General features: G+C 73.4%; 12 protein-coding genes and 1 pseudogene. 8 read left to right on the top strand and 5 right to left on the bottom strand.

Features of this window, described 5'->3' with window-relative positions; translation table 11 throughout:
• The first annotated feature begins 40 nt into the window (after positions 1-40).
• Both IE255_RS17035 and IE255_RS17030 read left to right on the top strand, forming a co-directional pair.
• On the top strand, positions 41-730 hold the full coding sequence (locus IE255_RS17035; RefSeq protein ID WP_190051109.1) for an HAD family hydrolase: 690 nt from the start codon (positions 41-43) through the stop codon (positions 728-730).
• Between the two features lie 224 nt (positions 731-954).
• A pseudogene (locus tag IE255_RS17030) lies at positions 955-1,608 on the top strand (TetR/AcrR family transcriptional regulator); the annotation flags it as partial.
• 436 nt (positions 1,609-2,044) lie between these two features.
• Here the strand turns inward: IE255_RS17030 and IE255_RS17025 are convergent.
• On the bottom strand, positions 2,045-2,509 hold the full coding sequence (locus IE255_RS17025; protein ID WP_190051108.1) for a DUF6214 family protein: 465 nt from the start codon (positions 2,507-2,509) through the stop codon (positions 2,045-2,047).
• A 210-nt stretch (positions 2,510-2,719) separates the two neighbouring features.
• On the opposite strand from IE255_RS17025, the gene IE255_RS17020 reads away from it, so the two are divergent.
• Complete coding sequence (locus IE255_RS17020; RefSeq protein WP_190051107.1) at positions 2,720-4,054, top strand: FAD-dependent oxidoreductase; 1,335 nt, start codon at positions 2,720-2,722, stop codon at positions 4,052-4,054.
• A gap of 149 nt (positions 4,055-4,203) precedes the next feature.
• Here IE255_RS17020 and IE255_RS17015 read toward each other — a convergent pair whose 3' ends face one another.
• Both IE255_RS17015 and IE255_RS17010 read right to left on the bottom strand, forming a co-directional pair.
• Positions 4,204-5,517 carry an extracellular catalytic domain type 1 short-chain-length polyhydroxyalkanoate depolymerase gene (locus tag IE255_RS17015; RefSeq protein WP_190051106.1) on the bottom strand — a complete coding sequence of 438 codons (1,314 nt, stop codon included), beginning with the start codon at positions 5,515-5,517 and terminating at the stop codon, positions 4,204-4,206.
• Positions 5,518-5,569: 52 nt separating this feature from the next.
• Positions 5,570-6,652, bottom strand: coding sequence for a glycoside hydrolase family 62 protein (locus tag IE255_RS17010; protein ID WP_229906449.1), 1,083 nt, complete (start codon positions 6,650-6,652; stop codon positions 5,570-5,572).
• Between the two features lie 391 nt (positions 6,653-7,043).
• Between IE255_RS17010 and IE255_RS17005 the strand changes: the two genes are divergently transcribed.
• Together IE255_RS17005 and IE255_RS17000 are read left to right on the top strand one after the other, a co-directional pair.
• Positions 7,044-8,024 carry a pectate lyase family protein gene (locus IE255_RS17005; protein ID WP_190051104.1) on the top strand — a complete coding sequence of 327 codons (981 nt, stop codon included), beginning with the start codon at positions 7,044-7,046 and terminating at the stop codon, positions 8,022-8,024.
• A 35-nt stretch (positions 8,025-8,059) separates the two neighbouring features.
• Complete coding sequence (locus IE255_RS17000; protein ID WP_190051103.1) at positions 8,060-8,848, top strand: pectate lyase; 789 nt, start codon at positions 8,060-8,062, stop codon at positions 8,846-8,848.
• Positions 8,849-8,906: 58 nt separating this feature from the next.
• Here IE255_RS17000 and IE255_RS16995 read toward each other — a convergent pair whose 3' ends face one another.
• Positions 8,907-9,659 carry a PaaX family transcriptional regulator C-terminal domain-containing protein gene (locus tag IE255_RS16995; protein ID WP_190051102.1) on the bottom strand — a complete coding sequence of 251 codons (753 nt, stop codon included), beginning with the start codon at positions 9,657-9,659 and terminating at the stop codon, positions 8,907-8,909.
• A gap of 75 nt (positions 9,660-9,734) precedes the next feature.
• On the opposite strand from IE255_RS16995, the gene IE255_RS16990 reads away from it, so the two are divergent.
• Both IE255_RS16990 and IE255_RS16985 read left to right on the top strand, forming a co-directional pair.
• Positions 9,735-11,402, top strand: coding sequence for a DNA alkylation response protein (locus tag IE255_RS16990; protein WP_190051101.1), 1,668 nt, complete (start codon positions 9,735-9,737; stop codon positions 11,400-11,402).
• Between the two features lie 115 nt (positions 11,403-11,517).
• A complete protein-coding gene (locus IE255_RS16985; RefSeq protein WP_229906448.1) occupies positions 11,518-13,674 on the top strand; it encodes a HEAT repeat domain-containing protein in 2,157 nt (718 codons plus the stop codon).
• 161 nt (positions 13,675-13,835) lie between these two features.
• Here IE255_RS16985 and IE255_RS16980 read toward each other — a convergent pair whose 3' ends face one another.
• Positions 13,836-14,420, bottom strand: a complete 585-nt coding sequence (locus tag IE255_RS16980) for an Rv1733c family protein (protein ID WP_190051100.1) — start codon at positions 14,418-14,420, stop codon at positions 13,836-13,838.
• Positions 14,421-14,599: 179 nt separating this feature from the next.
• Between IE255_RS16980 and IE255_RS16975 the strand changes: the two genes are divergently transcribed.
• Positions 14,600-15,757, top strand: coding sequence for a WD40/YVTN/BNR-like repeat-containing protein (locus IE255_RS16975; RefSeq protein WP_190051099.1), 1,158 nt, complete (start codon positions 14,600-14,602; stop codon positions 15,755-15,757).
• Positions 15,758-15,854 lie beyond the last annotated feature (97 nt).

Here is a 15,854-nt window from a genome sequence, read left to right as displayed (position 1 = left end):
ACCCCCTCGTGCGCCGGACGCGGCCTCGTAGGATCACGCCATGACCGCCGTGCTCTTCGACTTCTCCGGAACCCTCTTCCGTGTCGAGTCCACCGACTCCTGGCTGCGCGGCGCTCTCGCCGGGGCCGGAATCCGGCTCGCCGAGGCGGAGTTGACCGCCGCGGCCCGGGCGCTGGAGGCGGCCGGGGCGCTGCCGGGCGGCCGCAGTCCCGAGCGGATTCCGGACGAACTGGCCGGCACCTGGCCGATCCGGGACCGGAGCGCCGCACTGCACCGGGCCGCCTACACCGGCCTCTCCCGCCAGGTCCCGCTGCCCGACCCGGCGTTGCACGACGCGCTGTACGACCGCCATATGACGCCGGCCGCGTGGGCCCCGTACCCGGACGCGGCCGAGGTGCTCCGCACGCTGCGGGAGCGGGGCGTGCCCGTCGGGGTGGTCAGCAACATCGGCTGGGATCCGCGGCCGGTCTTCCGGGCGCACGGCCTGGATCCCTACGTCGACGTGTACGTCCTGTCGTACGAGCACGGCATCCAGAAGCCCGACCCACGGCTGTTCGCCACCGCCTGCGAGGCGCTCGGCGCCGATCCGCGGCGCACGCTCATGGTCGGCGACGACCGCAGGGCCGACGGCGGTGCCACCGCCCTGGGGTGCGGGGTGCACTTCGTGGACCACCTGCCGGTGACCGACCGGCCGGACGGACTGCGGCCGGTCCTGGACCTGGTGAGCTGAAGCGGGCTCCACGCCGGTACTCCGCGCCGCCCGGCGAGACGGAGTCGCTGCCGTTCCGCCGGCGGGAGGCAGCCGCTGTGCGGCAAGCAGCCGCCTGCACGCCCGCCTCGGACGATCCCCCGCGTCGCCCGAGGCAGACGGCATCGCCGGTCCGGACCGCGCGGGCCCGGGCCGGACGCTCTGAGTATAGTTGGCTGGCAGCCAGTCAACGCAGGAGTTACAGCATGTCCCCGCGCAGCGCCTCGGTCAATGAAGAGTTGCGGAGACGTTCCAAGGAGCGGCTTCTCCAGGCGGCGGTCGAGCTGGTCGGCGAGCGCGGGTTCGAGGCGACGACGCTCGGCGACATCGCCGACCGGGCGGGCTCGGCGCGCGGTCTGGTCTCGTACTACTTCCCGGGCAAACGCCAGCTCGTGCAGTCCGCGGTGCACCGGCTGATGCACCGCACGCTGGAGGAGGCGCTGGAGCGGGAGCCGCGCACCGAGGACGGCCGGGAGCGGATGGCGCGGGCCATCGACGCGATCCTGGGCCTGGCCAGGGACCGGCCCGTGCTGATGCGCCAGCACATGGCCGGGCTGCTGCAGGCCGAGGGCTTCGTGCCCTGCCCGGAGCAGCGCCGCCTGGCCGAACTGCTGCGGGACACCGTCGCCCGGCACGGGTCGCGGGACGTCGACAGCGACTACCCGATGCTGCGCGCCCTGCTGATGGGCGCCGTGTACGCGGCCCTGGTGCCGGGGGTGCCGATGCCGGTCCCCGTGCTGCGGGCCGAGCTGTTCAAGCGCTACCGGCTCGACTGGGAGCTGGGCGTCCCGCCGGACACCGAGGGGCCCGGCGGGCGCGGCGACACGGATCTGTCGCGGTTCTTCGCGACCGGCACACCGACCGACCAGGCGACTGGCACACCGACCGACCAGGCGACTGGCACATCAGCCGACCAGGAGACCGAGCACCCGACCGGCACACCGACCGCCCCGGCGACCGACTACGCGACCGGCACACTGACCGACCGGGCAACCGATAGCCCGACCGACCCGACGACCGACCACGCGACCGGCACCGCACCGGGACGCGCGCCGGAGGTCCAGCCGTAGCAGCCGGCTCCCCGCACGCCGCGCGTCCGCGGGCCGACCGACCACGGCGGCCGGCACCACACCGGGACGCGCGCCGGAGGTCCAGCCGGAACATCCAGCTCCCCGCACGCCGCGCGTCCGCACGCCGACCGACCACACCGCCGACACGGCACCAGGACACGAGCCGGCGAACCAGCCGCAGCACCCAGCTCCCGCGCGGGCCGCGCGGCCGCCGTGGGCGGCCCGTTCACCTCCGGGCGCGGCGCGGTGTCAGGAGGCCCGCGTCCCGGGCCTGGCCGATCAGTCTGAGCGACTTGCGGCGACTGTGCCCGGTCGCGCACATCACGGCGAGGACCGGGTCGGCACCCTCCCGCTGGGCCGCGCGGTACTCCTGCGCCACCAGCCTCCGCCCCTCGGCACCGCGCGGCCAGGCCGGCCGGGCGCGGCGCCCCTGGCCCTGGCAGCCCTCCGGGACCGGCCCGGCGGCGGCCCCGCACGCCTCGGCGAGGGATTCCTCGAGCCAGTCGGCGAGCACGGCCAGGTCGTCGAGGGACAGCGCGGGCTGGGCCCGCACATCCTCGACGCAGACGCCCGCCCCGGCCACGACGGCCAGCGCGTCGACGCGGGCGCCATCCGAGAAGGCCAGCCGGACGTCGAACCACCGCGTGGTGTCCTCGTTCTCCCGCACCTCCCACGCGGGCCGCACGGTCACCGCACCGTCCACCGGAGAGCGATCAGAAAGATTAAGGAAGGATGCGTCCAGCACACACGGAACGAAACCGCATGATCACATTCCATACAGGTCGGACACGCGTCCCGGGTGGAGCACAGCACCCTGTCAGCGGAGCCCGGCCGGTGCGATGCTGGAGGCGTCAGCGCTCTCCTGAGATCCCTCGGGATCCCCCGGGTAAGGAGTTCCGCCGTGCTGCGAGTCGCCGTCGTAGGCTCCGGGCCGAGCGGGTGCTACGCCGCCCAGAGCCTCGTCCAGCAGGACTCCGAGGTGCGCGTCGACGTCCTGGACCGGCTGCCGTGCCCGTACGGCCTGGTCCGCTACGGCGTGGCACCGGACCACGAGAAGATCAAGTCGCTCCAGAACAACCTGCGCACGGTCCTGGAGCACGACCGGGTCCGGTTCCTCGGCGGCGTCCAGGTCGGCCCGGGCGGGGTGCCGGTAGCGCGGCTGCGGGAGCTCTACCACGCGGTGGTGTACTGCGTGGGCGCCGCCACGGACCGGCATCTGGGCATCCCCGGGGAGGACCTGCCGGGCAGCTGGTCGGCGACGCAGTTCGTGTCCTGGTACAGCGCTCATCCGGACGCGGTGGACGACGGGTACCTGCGCGACGCCCGGTCGGCCGTGGTCATCGGCGTGGGGAACGTCGCCGTGGACGTCACCCGGATGCTGGCGCGGGGCCTGGCCGAGCTCACCCCGACCGACATGCCGCAGGCGGCCCTGACCGCGCTGGCGGCCAGCCGGGTGACGGAGATCCACATGGTGGGCCGGCGCGGCCCGTCCCAGGCCCGCTTCACCACCAAGGAGCTGCGTGAGCTGGGCACCCTGCCGGAGACGGACGTGGCCGTGGACCCGGCGGAGCTGGCGCTGGATCCGGGGTACGCGGACCCGTCCGCGCTGCCCGCCGCGCAGCGCCGCAACGTGGAGGTGCTGCGCGGCTGGGCCGAGGCGCCCCCGAAGGGTGCCCCCCGCCGCATCCGGCTCCGGTTCTTCCTGCGCCCCGTCGAACTGCTCGCCGAGCAGGGCCGTGTGGGCGCGGTGCGCTTCGAGCGGACGGCACCGGACGGACGCGGCGGCGTGACGGGCACGGGCCGGTACGAGGACATCGCCGCCCAGCTGGTGCTGCGCTCGGTGGGCTACCGCGGAGTACCCCTGGAGGGCCTGCCCTTCGACACGGCCACCGGCACCGTCCCGAACCTGTCCGGCCGCGTCCTGCGCGAGGGCGTCGTCACCCCGGGCGAGTACGTGGCGGGCTGGATCAAGCGGGGCCCGACCGGCGTCATCGGCACGAACCGCCCCTGCGCGAAGGAAACGGCGGCCTCCCTCCTGGAGGACGCCCCCGCGCTCGCCCTGAAGCCGGTCCTCGACGACCCCCTCCCGGCCCTGCGCGCCGAGGGCACCGACCCGGTCGAGTGGACGGGCTGGCAGTCGATCGAGCGCGCGGAGGCGGAGCTGGGGGCGTCACTGGGCCGCGGAGTGGTCAAGCTCCCCGACTGGGAGTCCCTGTTGAACGCCGCCCGTTCCTGACCCGGCCGGCCTGCCGGGCCGCCGCGTCGAGAAGCGCGCTCAACAGCCCGGGGAACCCGGGCCCGGCTCGCGGCGCGGGAACGCGGTGGTGAGGTGCGGGTGCCGGACCAGTACCGCCGTCGGTCCTATCCGGCACCCGGGGACCTCCGTCAACCGGCCGCGCACGCCGTGCCGTTGAGTGTGAACGCGGCCGGAGCGGCACTGTTGCCGCCGTGGCTCGCCTGGTAGCCGATGCTGACGCTCGCACCCGGCGCGATGCTGCCGTTGTACGCCGCGTTGGTGGCGGTGACCGCCCCGGAGGACGGCGCGTACGTGGCTCCCCAGCCGCCCGTGATGGTCTGGCCGGTGGGGAGGGTGAAGCCGAGTTTCCAGCCGTTGACGGTCGTCGTGCCGGTGTTGGTGAGGGTCACGGAGGCGGTCAGGCCGGTGTTCCAGGCGTTCACCGCGGCCGTCACCTTGCAGGCGCCGGGCTGGGGCTGGGGCGCCGGGCCCGAGCGGTCCAGGCCGAAGAAGGTGAGCACGCGGGACGCCATGCCGTGGGCGTACAGGTTGTGGCCGACGCCCTGGAGGCTGATGGCCTCGACGGGGGCCCGGTCGCCCGTGCCGCCGTAGCGGGTGCGGGTCCAGCCGGACTGGGGCGTGTCGGTGGCGGCCGGGGTCTGGCTCATGCCCTGCACGTTCGTCCACTGCTTGATCTGCTCCCCGAAGTTGGGGTAGCGCAGGACGTCGTCCTCGGTGCCGTGCCAGATCTGCATCCGGGGGCGGGGGCCGGTGTAGCCGGGGTAGGCGCCCCGGACCAGGTCGCCCCACTCGGCGGGGGTGCGGGTGACCGTGCCGCCGGAGCAGGCGCTGTTCCACTCGGAACCGTCGGTGGTGGCGAAGCAGCCGAACGGGACGCCCGAGAAGGCGGCGCCCGCGGCGAACACGTCGGGGTAGTCGCCGAGCAGGACGTTCGTCATCATCGCGCCGGAGGAGATGCCCGTCGCGAACACCCGGCCGGTGTCGGCGTCGTAGGTGCGGGTGACCCAGTCGATCATCGACTTGATGCCGACGGGGTCGCTGCCGCCGCCGCGGCGCAGCGCCTGGGGCGAGGAGACGTCGAAGCACTTGCTGCTGCGCGTGACGGACGGGTAGAGCACGATGAACCCGTACTGGTCGGCCAGCGTGTCGTACTCGGTGCCGTTGTACACGTCCGGGCCCGAGCCGGTGCACCAGTGCACGGCGACCACGACCGCCGGTTTCGGGGTGACGCTCTCCGGCACATACAGGTACATCCGCAGATTGCTGGGGTTCGTACCGAAGTTCGTGACCTCGGTGAGGGTGGCGGGTACCGCCCGCTCGCGGGCGGAGGCGGCGGGCGCGGTGAGCACCGTGGCCGCGAGCAGCGGCAGCAGCGCGGCGACGAGCGCGAGGAGCGTCGACCGCGGCCGTCTCCTCGCCGTGAGGTGGGGGGTGGCAGGCACGTCCGGGTCCCTTCCGTGGTGAGGCGCGGCTCGCAGGACGTCGTGCGGCGGTTCAGCAGGTGGAGTTCGTCTGGGTCAGCAGGGCCAGGCGCCAGGGCAGCCGGTAGTACTCGCCGCTGGCGGCGGGGTCCATGCCCTGGTAGAGGAACCGGAGGCGGCAGGGGTCGATGGTGAGGGTCTGGTCGACGCCGGCGCGGATCATCTCGCCGTGGCTGAAGTCCCTGGTCCAGGCGAGCTGTCCGGCCTGGAAGGCGACGTTGGTGGAGCGGGCGAAGGGGTTGGCCTCGGTGTCGGCCAGCGGTGTCCAGGCGCCGCCGAGGGTGTCGGCCCGCCAGGCCCGGAAGTAGCGCCGCCAGTCGGATCCGGTCGCGAGCGCCTCGACGAGCATGAGGTAGCCGCTGCCGTCGCCGAGCCGGTAGACGTTGCCCGCCTCGAAGAGGTCGAAGCGGTTGGGCTCGGACAGCACGATGGCGGTGTCGCGGAAGCCGTTCGGGAACTCGGCGCGCGTGGTGCGCGAGCGGTACTGGTGGCCGTTGCCGTCGGAGAAGAACAGGTAGCAGTCCGCCGCGTCGCAGATCGTCCAGAAGTCCAGCCAGGCGCCCTCGCCCTTGTTCTCGGTGACGATCGGGGGCTCGCCGGCGAAGAAGTTCCGCGGCGCGCTCCAACTGAGCGGGTCGGAGGGGTCTTTGGTGGTGGAGTAGGACGGCGGCCCCGTCTGGTAGACCATGTACCAGGTCTTCTGCGGCGCGAAGTAGAACACCTGGGGTGCGGCGGCGTACCGGGTGCCGATGTTCGGGTTGGCGTCGAGGAACGTCTGCGGCGCCGTGGCGGCGTCCGACCACTGGGCGAAGCTGGTGTACCCGAGGCTCCAGCGTCCCGCGGCGTCGGCGGTGGTGAAGTAGACGTGCCAGCGGCCCCGGTACCGGAACACCGTCGGATCCTTGACCGAGAGGACCGGATGGGCGGCGTCCGGCCGGGGGCCGATCAGCGGGCCGCTCGACGACCAGGTGAACGACCCGGGCAGGGAGCCCTCGCGGCCGGGCTGCGGCGAGCCCGCGGCGGCCGGTCCCGGTGACAGGGTCAGGGCGCCGACGGCCACCAGCATGAACACCAGCCCGCTGACGAACGTACGCATACGCGGAGTCCTCATCGACCCGCCCTCTCCTGAAGGGAAGCGTCCGCTCGGCATGGTGACATGGACATGGCTTTCATGGAAGCGCTCCCACACCATCGTCTCCCGATGACCAGGGCTGGCCGAATGTGTTCTGCGCGAGGCGTTGACTAGAAAGCGCTTGCCCCCTACGTTCCGTTCAGCAGTGTGACCCATCAGCGTCATCGCGCCGCCACGCGAAGACGCCCGACGAAGGCTGCCAGCACCGGGGACGTGCACCCCTGGAGCATGGCAACGCCTCCGGATCGGCCATCCGCAGCGCGCGCGGTGAACAACCTGGCGGACGAAGTTCATGTATCTGCACCACCAGGCACCACCAGGCACCATCACGGCACCACGAAGGGACGCACCCCACATGCGTACTCGCCCCCCACGCACAGCCGTACACAGATCCACCCTGGCCGTCGCCGCCGCATCCGCCCTGGTAACCATGGCGGTCCTGGCCGTTCCCCAGCCGGCCGGGGCCGCCGAGTCCTCACCGGTAGGGTTCGGCGCCGGGACGACCGGCGGCGGCAGCGCCTCGGCGGTCACCGTCTCGTCACTGAGCGCCTTCAAGTCCGCCGTGACCGGCAACGCGGCCAAGGTCGTGCGGGTCAACGGCCTGATCTCGCTGAGCGGCCAGGTCGACGTCGGGTCCAACACCACGGTGCTGGGCGTCGGTTCGGCCTCCGGATTCACGGGCGGCGGGCTGCGGCTGAAGAAGGTCACGAACGTCGTCATCCGCAACCTGAACATCAGCAAGCCGGTCGCACCCGCCGACGGCATCACCGTCGAGGGGTCCACGAAGGTCTGGATCGACCACAACTCCTTCTCGGCCGACCGCGACCACGACAAGGACTACTACGACGGCCTGCTGGACATCAACCACGGCGCGGACAACGTGACGGTGTCCTGGAACACCTTCAAGAACCACTTCAAGGGCTCGCTCGTCGGCCACAGCGACAACAACGCGAGCGAGGACACGGGCCGCCTGAAGGTGACGTACCACCACAACCACTTCAGCAACGTCTACTCGCGCATCCCCAGCCTGCGCTTCGGCACCGGGCACTTCTACAACAACTACGTCGAGGGCGCCGACACCGCCTGCCACTCGCGCATGGGCGCCCAGATGCTGGTCGAGAACAACGTCTTCCGCTCGACGAAGGTCGCGGTCACCACGAACCGCAGCAGCGACGTCGACGGATACGCCAACCTGCGCGGCAATGATCTCGGTGGAGCCGCTACCGAGATCTCGCGGGTCGGCAGCTTCACGAGCCCGCCCTACGGCTACTCGGCCGAGCCCGCCTCCTCCGTCGTCGCCTCGGTGACGTCGCAGGCGGGCGCCGGGAAGCTGTGAGCCCCAACCACCCCCACGACAGAAGGAATCGGGACATGACTTCTGCGACACGTCCGCGCGCCCGCAGGCGCGCGCTGACCGGCGCGCTGGCCACCCTCGGCCTGTCGGTTGGCATGATCATGACTACCAATGCCCCCACGGCGAGCGCCGCCACCTGGCCGACCCCCAACGGCAGCCAGGGGACCTCCTCCACCATCTCCGTGTCCGGCACCAAGGACTACGGGATGAAGCGGTTCTACGGCACCGGAAGCCTGGCCGGTGACGGCCAGGAGGAGGGCCAGGACCCGATCTTTAAGCTCGCAAACGGCGCGGTGCTGAAGAACGTCATCCTCGGCGCCCCCGCGGCCGACGGCATCCACTGCGAGGGCAGCTGCACGCTCCAGAACGTCTGGTGGGAGGACGTCGGCGAGGACGCCGCCACCTTCCGCGGCGGCTCCGGCGCCACGTACCACGTGATCGGCGGCGGCGCCAAGAAGGCGGCGGACAAGGTGTTCCAGCACAACGGCGGCGGCACGGTGAACATCTCCAACTTCGCGGTGCAGGAGTTCAAGACGTTCTACCGCTCCTGCGGCGACTGCTCCCAGCAGCACACGCGCAAGGTCAACCTCAACACCATCGACGTGACCGGCACGGGCTCCCTCGCGCGGATCGTCGGCATCAACGTCAACCGCAACGACGTGGCGACGCTGCGCGGCATCACCATCCGCAACGACGCCTCCCGCAAGGTCGTCCCCTGCCAGAAGTACAACAACAACACGGCGGTGGGCACCGGCCCCGACAGCACGAACTGCAAGTACAGCACCTCGGACATCACCTACAGGTAGTCCTCCCACGGTGAACGCGGCCGTACGGAGCACCCCGGTGCTTCGTACGGCCGCTGCGTCACGCCCGGCGCGTTCGCGGCCCGTCGGCCATCTCCCGCTGATAGCGGGTGTACGCGGCGCGCAGCTCGGCGCCCGGCCAGTCGGCGGGCAGCAGTTCGGCCGGCAGTACCGGGTCGGACAGCAGATGGCGTACGACGGCCGCGAACGCGGTCAGGCGGTCGGCGGGGCGGTCCGCGCGGGTGACGTGGGCGAGCAGCGCCCGCGCGGTGGCGGACCAGGTCTCCAGCGGCCACAGGCTCGCCGCCAGCTCGCGTGCCGGCCGGGCGGGGCGGGCCGTGCAGCGCTCGGCCACCCGGTCGAGGTCGTCGGGCAGGGTCCGGCTCAGGTTGGCGGGCCGGAGCCAGACGCCCTCGCGGAGTTCGGCGAGCCGCAGAGCGGTGAGCCGGGTCCGCAGGTCGGCGCGTTCGGCGGGGCCGCGGCCCGTCGCGGTGATCACCACCATCTCCCAGTCGCCGTCCCACGCGCGCGTGCGCGGGTGCACGGCGTCGTCCTGGCGGCGCTGGCGTTCCAGCAGCCGGTCGCTGAGGCGGTAGCCGGCGTCCGTGCGGCGCAGATCGCCGGCGGCCACCATCCGGCTGAGCGCCGCCCGCAGCGTGGAGCCGCCGACACCGAAGCCCTCCACGAGCCGCACCAGCTCCCTGACCGGCAGTTCGGCGGGATGCGTGCCGAGCAGCAGGCTCAGCACGACCGACCGCGCGGACAGCGGGCGCAGGTCTAGCGCGCCGGACCTGGCCGGGTCGTTCATCGGCATGGTCACGTACTGTACGCGGCGGAATTCGGTGTTGCACGATTGCTGCGGCCGTAGGAAGAGTGCAACACTCGGAATATGGTCTCGACACGCGACGGACAGCGGGCTCCCGGCGGACCCGCCACGCACGACGTCACCAACCAGGCCCCGCCCCTCGCTCCGTACGACGCCTCCGACGACACGGCGCTGCTCCAGGGGCTGCGGCGGGAGGGGGCCGGCTGGGCAGAGGAGGACCTGCGGCGGCTCGGCAGGCTGGCCGGCAGCGCCCAGGCGCAGGAGTGGGCCGACCTGGCCAACCGGCACGAGCCGGAGCTGCGCACCCACGACCGGTACGGCCACCGTGTCGACGAGGTCGCGTTCCACCCGAGCTGGCACCACCTGATGCGCACGGCGATCGCCGAAGGACTGGCCGGGGCGCCCTGGGCCGACGACAGGCCCGGCGCCCATGTCGCCCGGACCGCGGGCGGACTGGTGTGGGGCCACACGGAGGCGGGGCACGGCTGCCCGACGTCGATGACCTACGCGGCCGTCCCCGCGCTGCGCAGGCAGCCGGAGCTGGCGAAGGTCTACGAGCCGCTGCTGACCAGCCGGGAGTACGACCCGGACCTCCGGGTGCCCACGCAGAAGCCGGGCCTGCTGGCGGGCATGGGGATGACCGAGAAGCAGGGCGGCTCCGACGTCCGGACGAACACCACGGCGGCCACGCCCACGGCCGAGCCCGGCGTGTACACCCTGCGCGGGCACAAGTGGTTCACCTCGGCGCCGATGTGCGACGTGTTCCTGGTGCTGGCGCAGGCCCCGGGCGGGCTGTCGTGCTTCCTGGTGCCCCGCGTACTGCCCGACGGCACCCGCAACACCTTCCGCATCCAGCGTCTGAAGGACAAGTTGGGCAACCGGTCCAACGCCTCCGCCGAGCCCGAGTTCGACGGGACCGTCGCCTGGCTGGTCGGCCCGGAGGGGCAGGGCGTCAGGACCATCATCGAGATGGTCAACTGCACGCGGCTGGACTGCGTGATGATGTCGGCCGCGCTGATGCGCAAGTCCCTCGTCGAGGCGGGGCACCACGCGCGCCACCGCAGCGCGTTCGGCGCCCGGCTGGTGGACCAGCCGCTGATGCGCAACGTTCTGGCCGATCTGGCGCTGGAGTCCGAGGCCTCCACGACGCTCGCCCTGCGGCTGGCCGGGGCGGCCGACCGGGCGGTCCGCGGGGACGCGGGCGAGGCCGCGTTCCGCCGGATCGCCACGGCCGTCGGCAAGTACTGGGTGACCAAGCGGGGCCCGGCCTTCACCGCGGAGGCCCTGGAGTGCCTGGGCGGCAACGGCTACGTCGAGGACTCGGGCATGCCCCGGCACTACCGCGAGGCTCCTCTGCTGTCGATCTGGGAGGGCTCGGGGAACGTCAACGCCCTCGACGTGCTGCGGGCGCTGAGCCGCGAACCGGGCACCGCCGAGGCGCTGTTCGGGGAACTCGCCCTGGCGCGGGGCGCGGACGCCCGGCTGGACGCGGCCGTGACCGGGCTGAAGCACCAGCTGTCCGAGGCGACCGAGGCGACCGCCCGCCGGCTCGTGGAGCGGATGGCGCTGACGCTCCAGGCCTCCCTCCTCGTCCGGCACGCCCCACCGGCCGTCGCCGACGCGTTCTGCGCGACGCGGCTCGGGGGCGACTGGGGGAACGCGTTCGGGACACTGCCCGAGGGGACGGGGCTCGACACGATCCTGGAGCGTGCGCTGCCCGGCGGGGACTGAACCACAGTCAGCCAACCAGCACTCAGTTCGCGCACAGTCATCTCCCGATTCCGCTTCGTTGTCAGTGCCGTGGTGCAGACTCCCCGTCAGTCGCCACTTCGCTGGGGAGGACAACGTGTTCAGGGGGATCGACGAGGTCGACTGGGCCTCACTGCGCCATGCGTACGGCAGCGCGGAGGACGTGCCCGGATTACTGCGGGGACTGGCCTCCGCCGACCCGGCCGAGCGGGAGACCGCGCTCGACGGGATGTACGGCGCCGTGCACCACCAGGGAGACGTGTACGACTCGACGCTCGCCTGTGTTCCGTTTCTCCTCGCGCTCGCCGTCCGCGAGGAGGTGCGGGACCGGGCGGGGGTCGTGGAGCTCCTCGTCAGCATCGGCGACATCGACGGGGCCTCCGGTGCGCTCGCCGCGCGAGCCCGTGAGGCCGTGCGCGCGGGCGCCGAGGTCTTCGTCCGGCTGGCCGGGGACGCGGACGCCGGGGTGCGCCGGGCCGCCGCCGGGGCGGTCGTCCGGTTCCTCGACCGGCCGGAGCGGGTGCTCGCCCTGGTGCGGGAGCGGATCGGCGTGGAGCGGGACGACCGGGTCCTGATCGCCCTGGCCGAGGGCCTCGGCGCGTTCACACAGCGGTACCGCCCGGCCGGCGATCCCCACGCCGCCGAGGCGGTGCGCCTGCTGGCCGAGCTGAGCGGGCCCCCGTACGGCCCCGGGCTGCGGCTCGCCGCGCTCGGCCAGCTCGCGGCATGCGCCCCGGAGCGGCTTCCCGCGGATCTCGTACCGGCCGTCGTCCGGCTGCTCAGGGAGAGATCCGGGCAGCGCACCCGGTCGGCACCCGCACCGGACTGTCCCGGCGGGGACACGCTCGCCGGGCGGCTGCGGCGCCTGCGCCCCTCGGACGAGGAGGGCTCCCAGCTGCTGCGGACGCTGCACTCCGCGCTCGGCAGCCGGGTGGCCGACCGGGTCGCCCTGCTGTGCGGGCAGTTGACCAGCCCGGATGCCCTCGACCGGTGCAACGCCGTGTGGATGGCGGCCGGGCTGTTCCGCGAGTGGCGTACGGACCAGGCGGAGCCGGTCACCCTCATTGGTACCCAACTGGGCGCCGAGGAGGACCGGTTGCACGACGCGGCGGTCGCCGTCCTGGTGGAACTCCACGAGCTGGCCGCGCCCGCTGCGGATTCCCTCCACGCGCTGGTGACGTACCGCCCCGAGCTGCGCATACGGCACCGGGAGCGGGGTGGGCCGACCCTGGGCGGCCCGCTCAAGGCACTGGCCAGGACCGGGGACACGCGGGCCGTGCCGGTGCTGGGCGAGGTACTGGCGGGCCCGGTCGTACCGCACGATCTGGGGCGGGTGATACCCCACCTGGGCCGGGCCGCCGCGCCGCTCGCTCCGGCCTTGCGCCGGCGCCTCGCGCGGGTGCCGCTGGACGGCCCCGACACCCAGCAGCGGGCCGTTCCCCTGCTGTCGGCGCTCACGGCACTGGGCGACGTCGAGTCCTTACCGGCGGTGCTGCGCCTGCTGCGCGGCATGCCGGAGGAGCTGCCGGGGCGTGACGCCGTCACGGAGGCGGCGGTGCGGGCCCTGGGCGCCTTCGGCAGCGCCGCGGGCGAGGCGATACCGGATCTGCGGAGGCTGCTGGAGACGGACTGCGCCGTCGCGGCGGCGGACGCCCTGTGGTCGGTCACGGGGGACGTGGACGCCGTACTGCCCGCCCTGCTCGGGGCGTTGACCGACCCCGGGAGCGGCCCGCACCGCCGCGCGGCGGCTGCGGACGTGCTCGGACGGCTGGGCCCGGCGGCCCGTCCCGGCCTGCCCGGACTGCGCCGGATGACCGGCTCCGGCGACGCGCGGGAGCGGGCCACGGCCGCGTGTGCGGTGTGGCGGACGGCCGGGGAGCCGGAACAGGTCCTTCCCGTCCTGCGCTCCGCGTGGACGGAACACCCGCGCACACGGACGACGATCGCCGAGTGCGTGGCCGCCCTGGGGCCGGCGGGAGCGCCCCTGCACGACCTGCTGCGAGCGGAACTCGCCTCCCCACGACGGCACCTGGCCGACTCCGGCGGCTCCGGCATCCACGCGGACCTGGGGTTGGTGCGGGTGTGCCGGGAGGCACTGGCCGGGGAGGGTGCCGGTAGGCGTCAGTCGGTGGCACTGGCCGGGGAGGGGTGCCGGTTAGACGCCTCCCGGTGGCACCGGCCGAGGAGAGGGCACCGACAAACGCCACCCGGTGACACCGGCCGAGAAAGAGCACCGACAAACGCCGCCCGGTGACACCGGCCGGGGAAGGGCGCCGGCAGGCGTCACCGGTGGCGTTCGCCAGTAGACGGCCCCTGGCGTGACGCCGGCAGGGGTCCCCGTGGCCTGACACCAGCAGGGGCTCCCCGTGGCGTGGCGCCCGTATGGGCTCCCCGCGGTGTGACGCCGGGAGGGCGTCATCCCGTCGTCCGCCCCCACATCGGCCCGAAGCGGGACCACTCGGCGTCCCACTGGTCGATGCGGCGGCGCTCCAGGCGGCCGCGGACCGCGCGGCCGGCCGCGAGGGGCACGGCGGCGGCCCCGAGGCCCGCCACGCCGCCGGTCAGACAGGCCCGTACACGGGCCTGGGTCTCGGTGACGGGCCGGGTCACCTGGCGGCCCTCGGGATCCGTCCACACCGTGACCGGGCTGCCGGCGGCGCTGCCCGCCGGGACCCGTACCTGGCCGGAGTGCGGGGAACCGTCCGCGGCGGTCCACATCGCCTCCGCCCACACCTGCTCGGCGCGGGAGACGCTGTGGTTCCCGGCGGCCGTCCCCGGAGCCCGTTCGGTGAGCCGTGCCACGAGGGGACGCCACTCGGCGCGCTCCCGGTCCAGCCCGTCCTCGACGGACCGGCCCACCGCCGTGCCCGCCAGCACCCCGACGAACGCGGTGAGCAGCCACACGCCCAGGACGACCCAGGCCTCCACCCTGTCGGCGCGGCGCTTGAGCGGATTGCGCCGCCAGCGCCACAGCCACACCTGCGGACCACGTAATGCCATCGCGGGCATCCTCCTCACGAGCCCATGGCCATCCCGCCGCCCTCCCCATACGGAAGAGGGCCACTGGATGCTCACCGCACCTGGTCGGCGGGGGGCCGCGCGTGCGTCCCCTGGTCCGTGCCGACGCCCGCCGACACCCTCCTGACCTGCTCCGGAGCCCGCTCCAGGGGTCACTGTCAGTGGTGGGGTGCAGACTGGCCGGTGTCTGGGACGAGGGCGTCGACGAGGACGCCGCGGAGGTGATCGGCATGACCGAGGTAATGCTCGCCGTGGGCACGCGCAAGGGCCTGTTCATCGGGCGCCGCAGGGGTGGCGGCGCCTGGGAGTTCGACGAGAGTCCCTACTTCAACGCGCAGGCCGTGTACTCGGTCGCCATCGACACCCGCACCGCGGCCCCGCGGCTGCTGGCCGGCGGCGACAGCGCGCACTGGGGCCCGTCCGTGTTCCACTCCGACGACCTGGGCCGGACATGGACCGAACCGGCCCACCCGGCCGTCAAGTTCCCCAAGGACACGGGGGCGTCCCTGGAGCGGGTGTGGCAGCTGCACCCGGCCGCCGCCGAGCCGGACGTGGTGTACGCGGGCACCGAACCGGCCGCGCTGTACCGCTCGGAGGACCGCGGGGAGACGTTCGAGCTCGTCCGGCCCCTGTGGGAGCACCCGACGCGCTCGAAGTGGATGCCGGGCGGCGGCGGTGAGGGACTGCACACGGTGCTCACCGACGCGCGCGACCCGCAGGCGGTCACGGTCGCCGTCTCGACCGCCGGCGTGTTCCGCACGCGGGACGGCGGCGCGAGCTGGGCGCCGTCGAACTCGGGGGTCGCCGCGGTGTTCCTGCCCGACCCGAACCCGGAGTTCGGCCAGTGCGTGCACAAGATCGCACGGGACGCGGCGAACCCGGACCGGCTCTACCTGCAGAACCACTGGGGCGTGTACCGCAGCGACGACGCGGGCGCGCACTGGACGGACATCGGCGAGGGCCTGCCGTCCACGTTCGGTTTCGCGGTGGCGGCCCATCCGCACCGAGGGGACACGGCGTACCTGTTCCCGATCAACGCCGACGCCGACCGGGTCCCGGCCGACCGCCGGTGCCGCGTCTACCGGACGGCGGACGCGGGCAAGACCTGGGAGCCGCTCTCGGCGGGGCTGCCCCAGGAGGACCACTACGGCACGGTGCTGCGCGACGCGATGTGCACGGACGACGCGGATCCGGCGGGCGTCTACTTCGGCAACCGCAACGGCGAGGTGTTCGCGTCGGCGGACGACGGCGACAGCTGGCAGCAGCTCGCCTCGCATCTGCCGGACGTGCTGTGCGTGCGGGCCGCGGTCGTCGGCTGAGGCGCGGAAGGTGCAGGGGGGCGGGAGGGTGTTGGGACGCGCTCGCGTGCGGGCCTTGGCCACCGGTTGATGGCCGCTGCCCGTACGGCAGTAGGGT

The organism is Streptomyces lomondensis (genome assembly GCF_014651035.1).
Taxonomy (GTDB): Bacteria; Actinomycetota; Actinomycetes; order Streptomycetales; family Streptomycetaceae; genus Streptomyces; species Streptomyces lomondensis.
The sequence above is the reverse complement of the archived record's forward strand: the minus strand, read 5'-3'. Positions and strand labels throughout refer to the sequence as shown.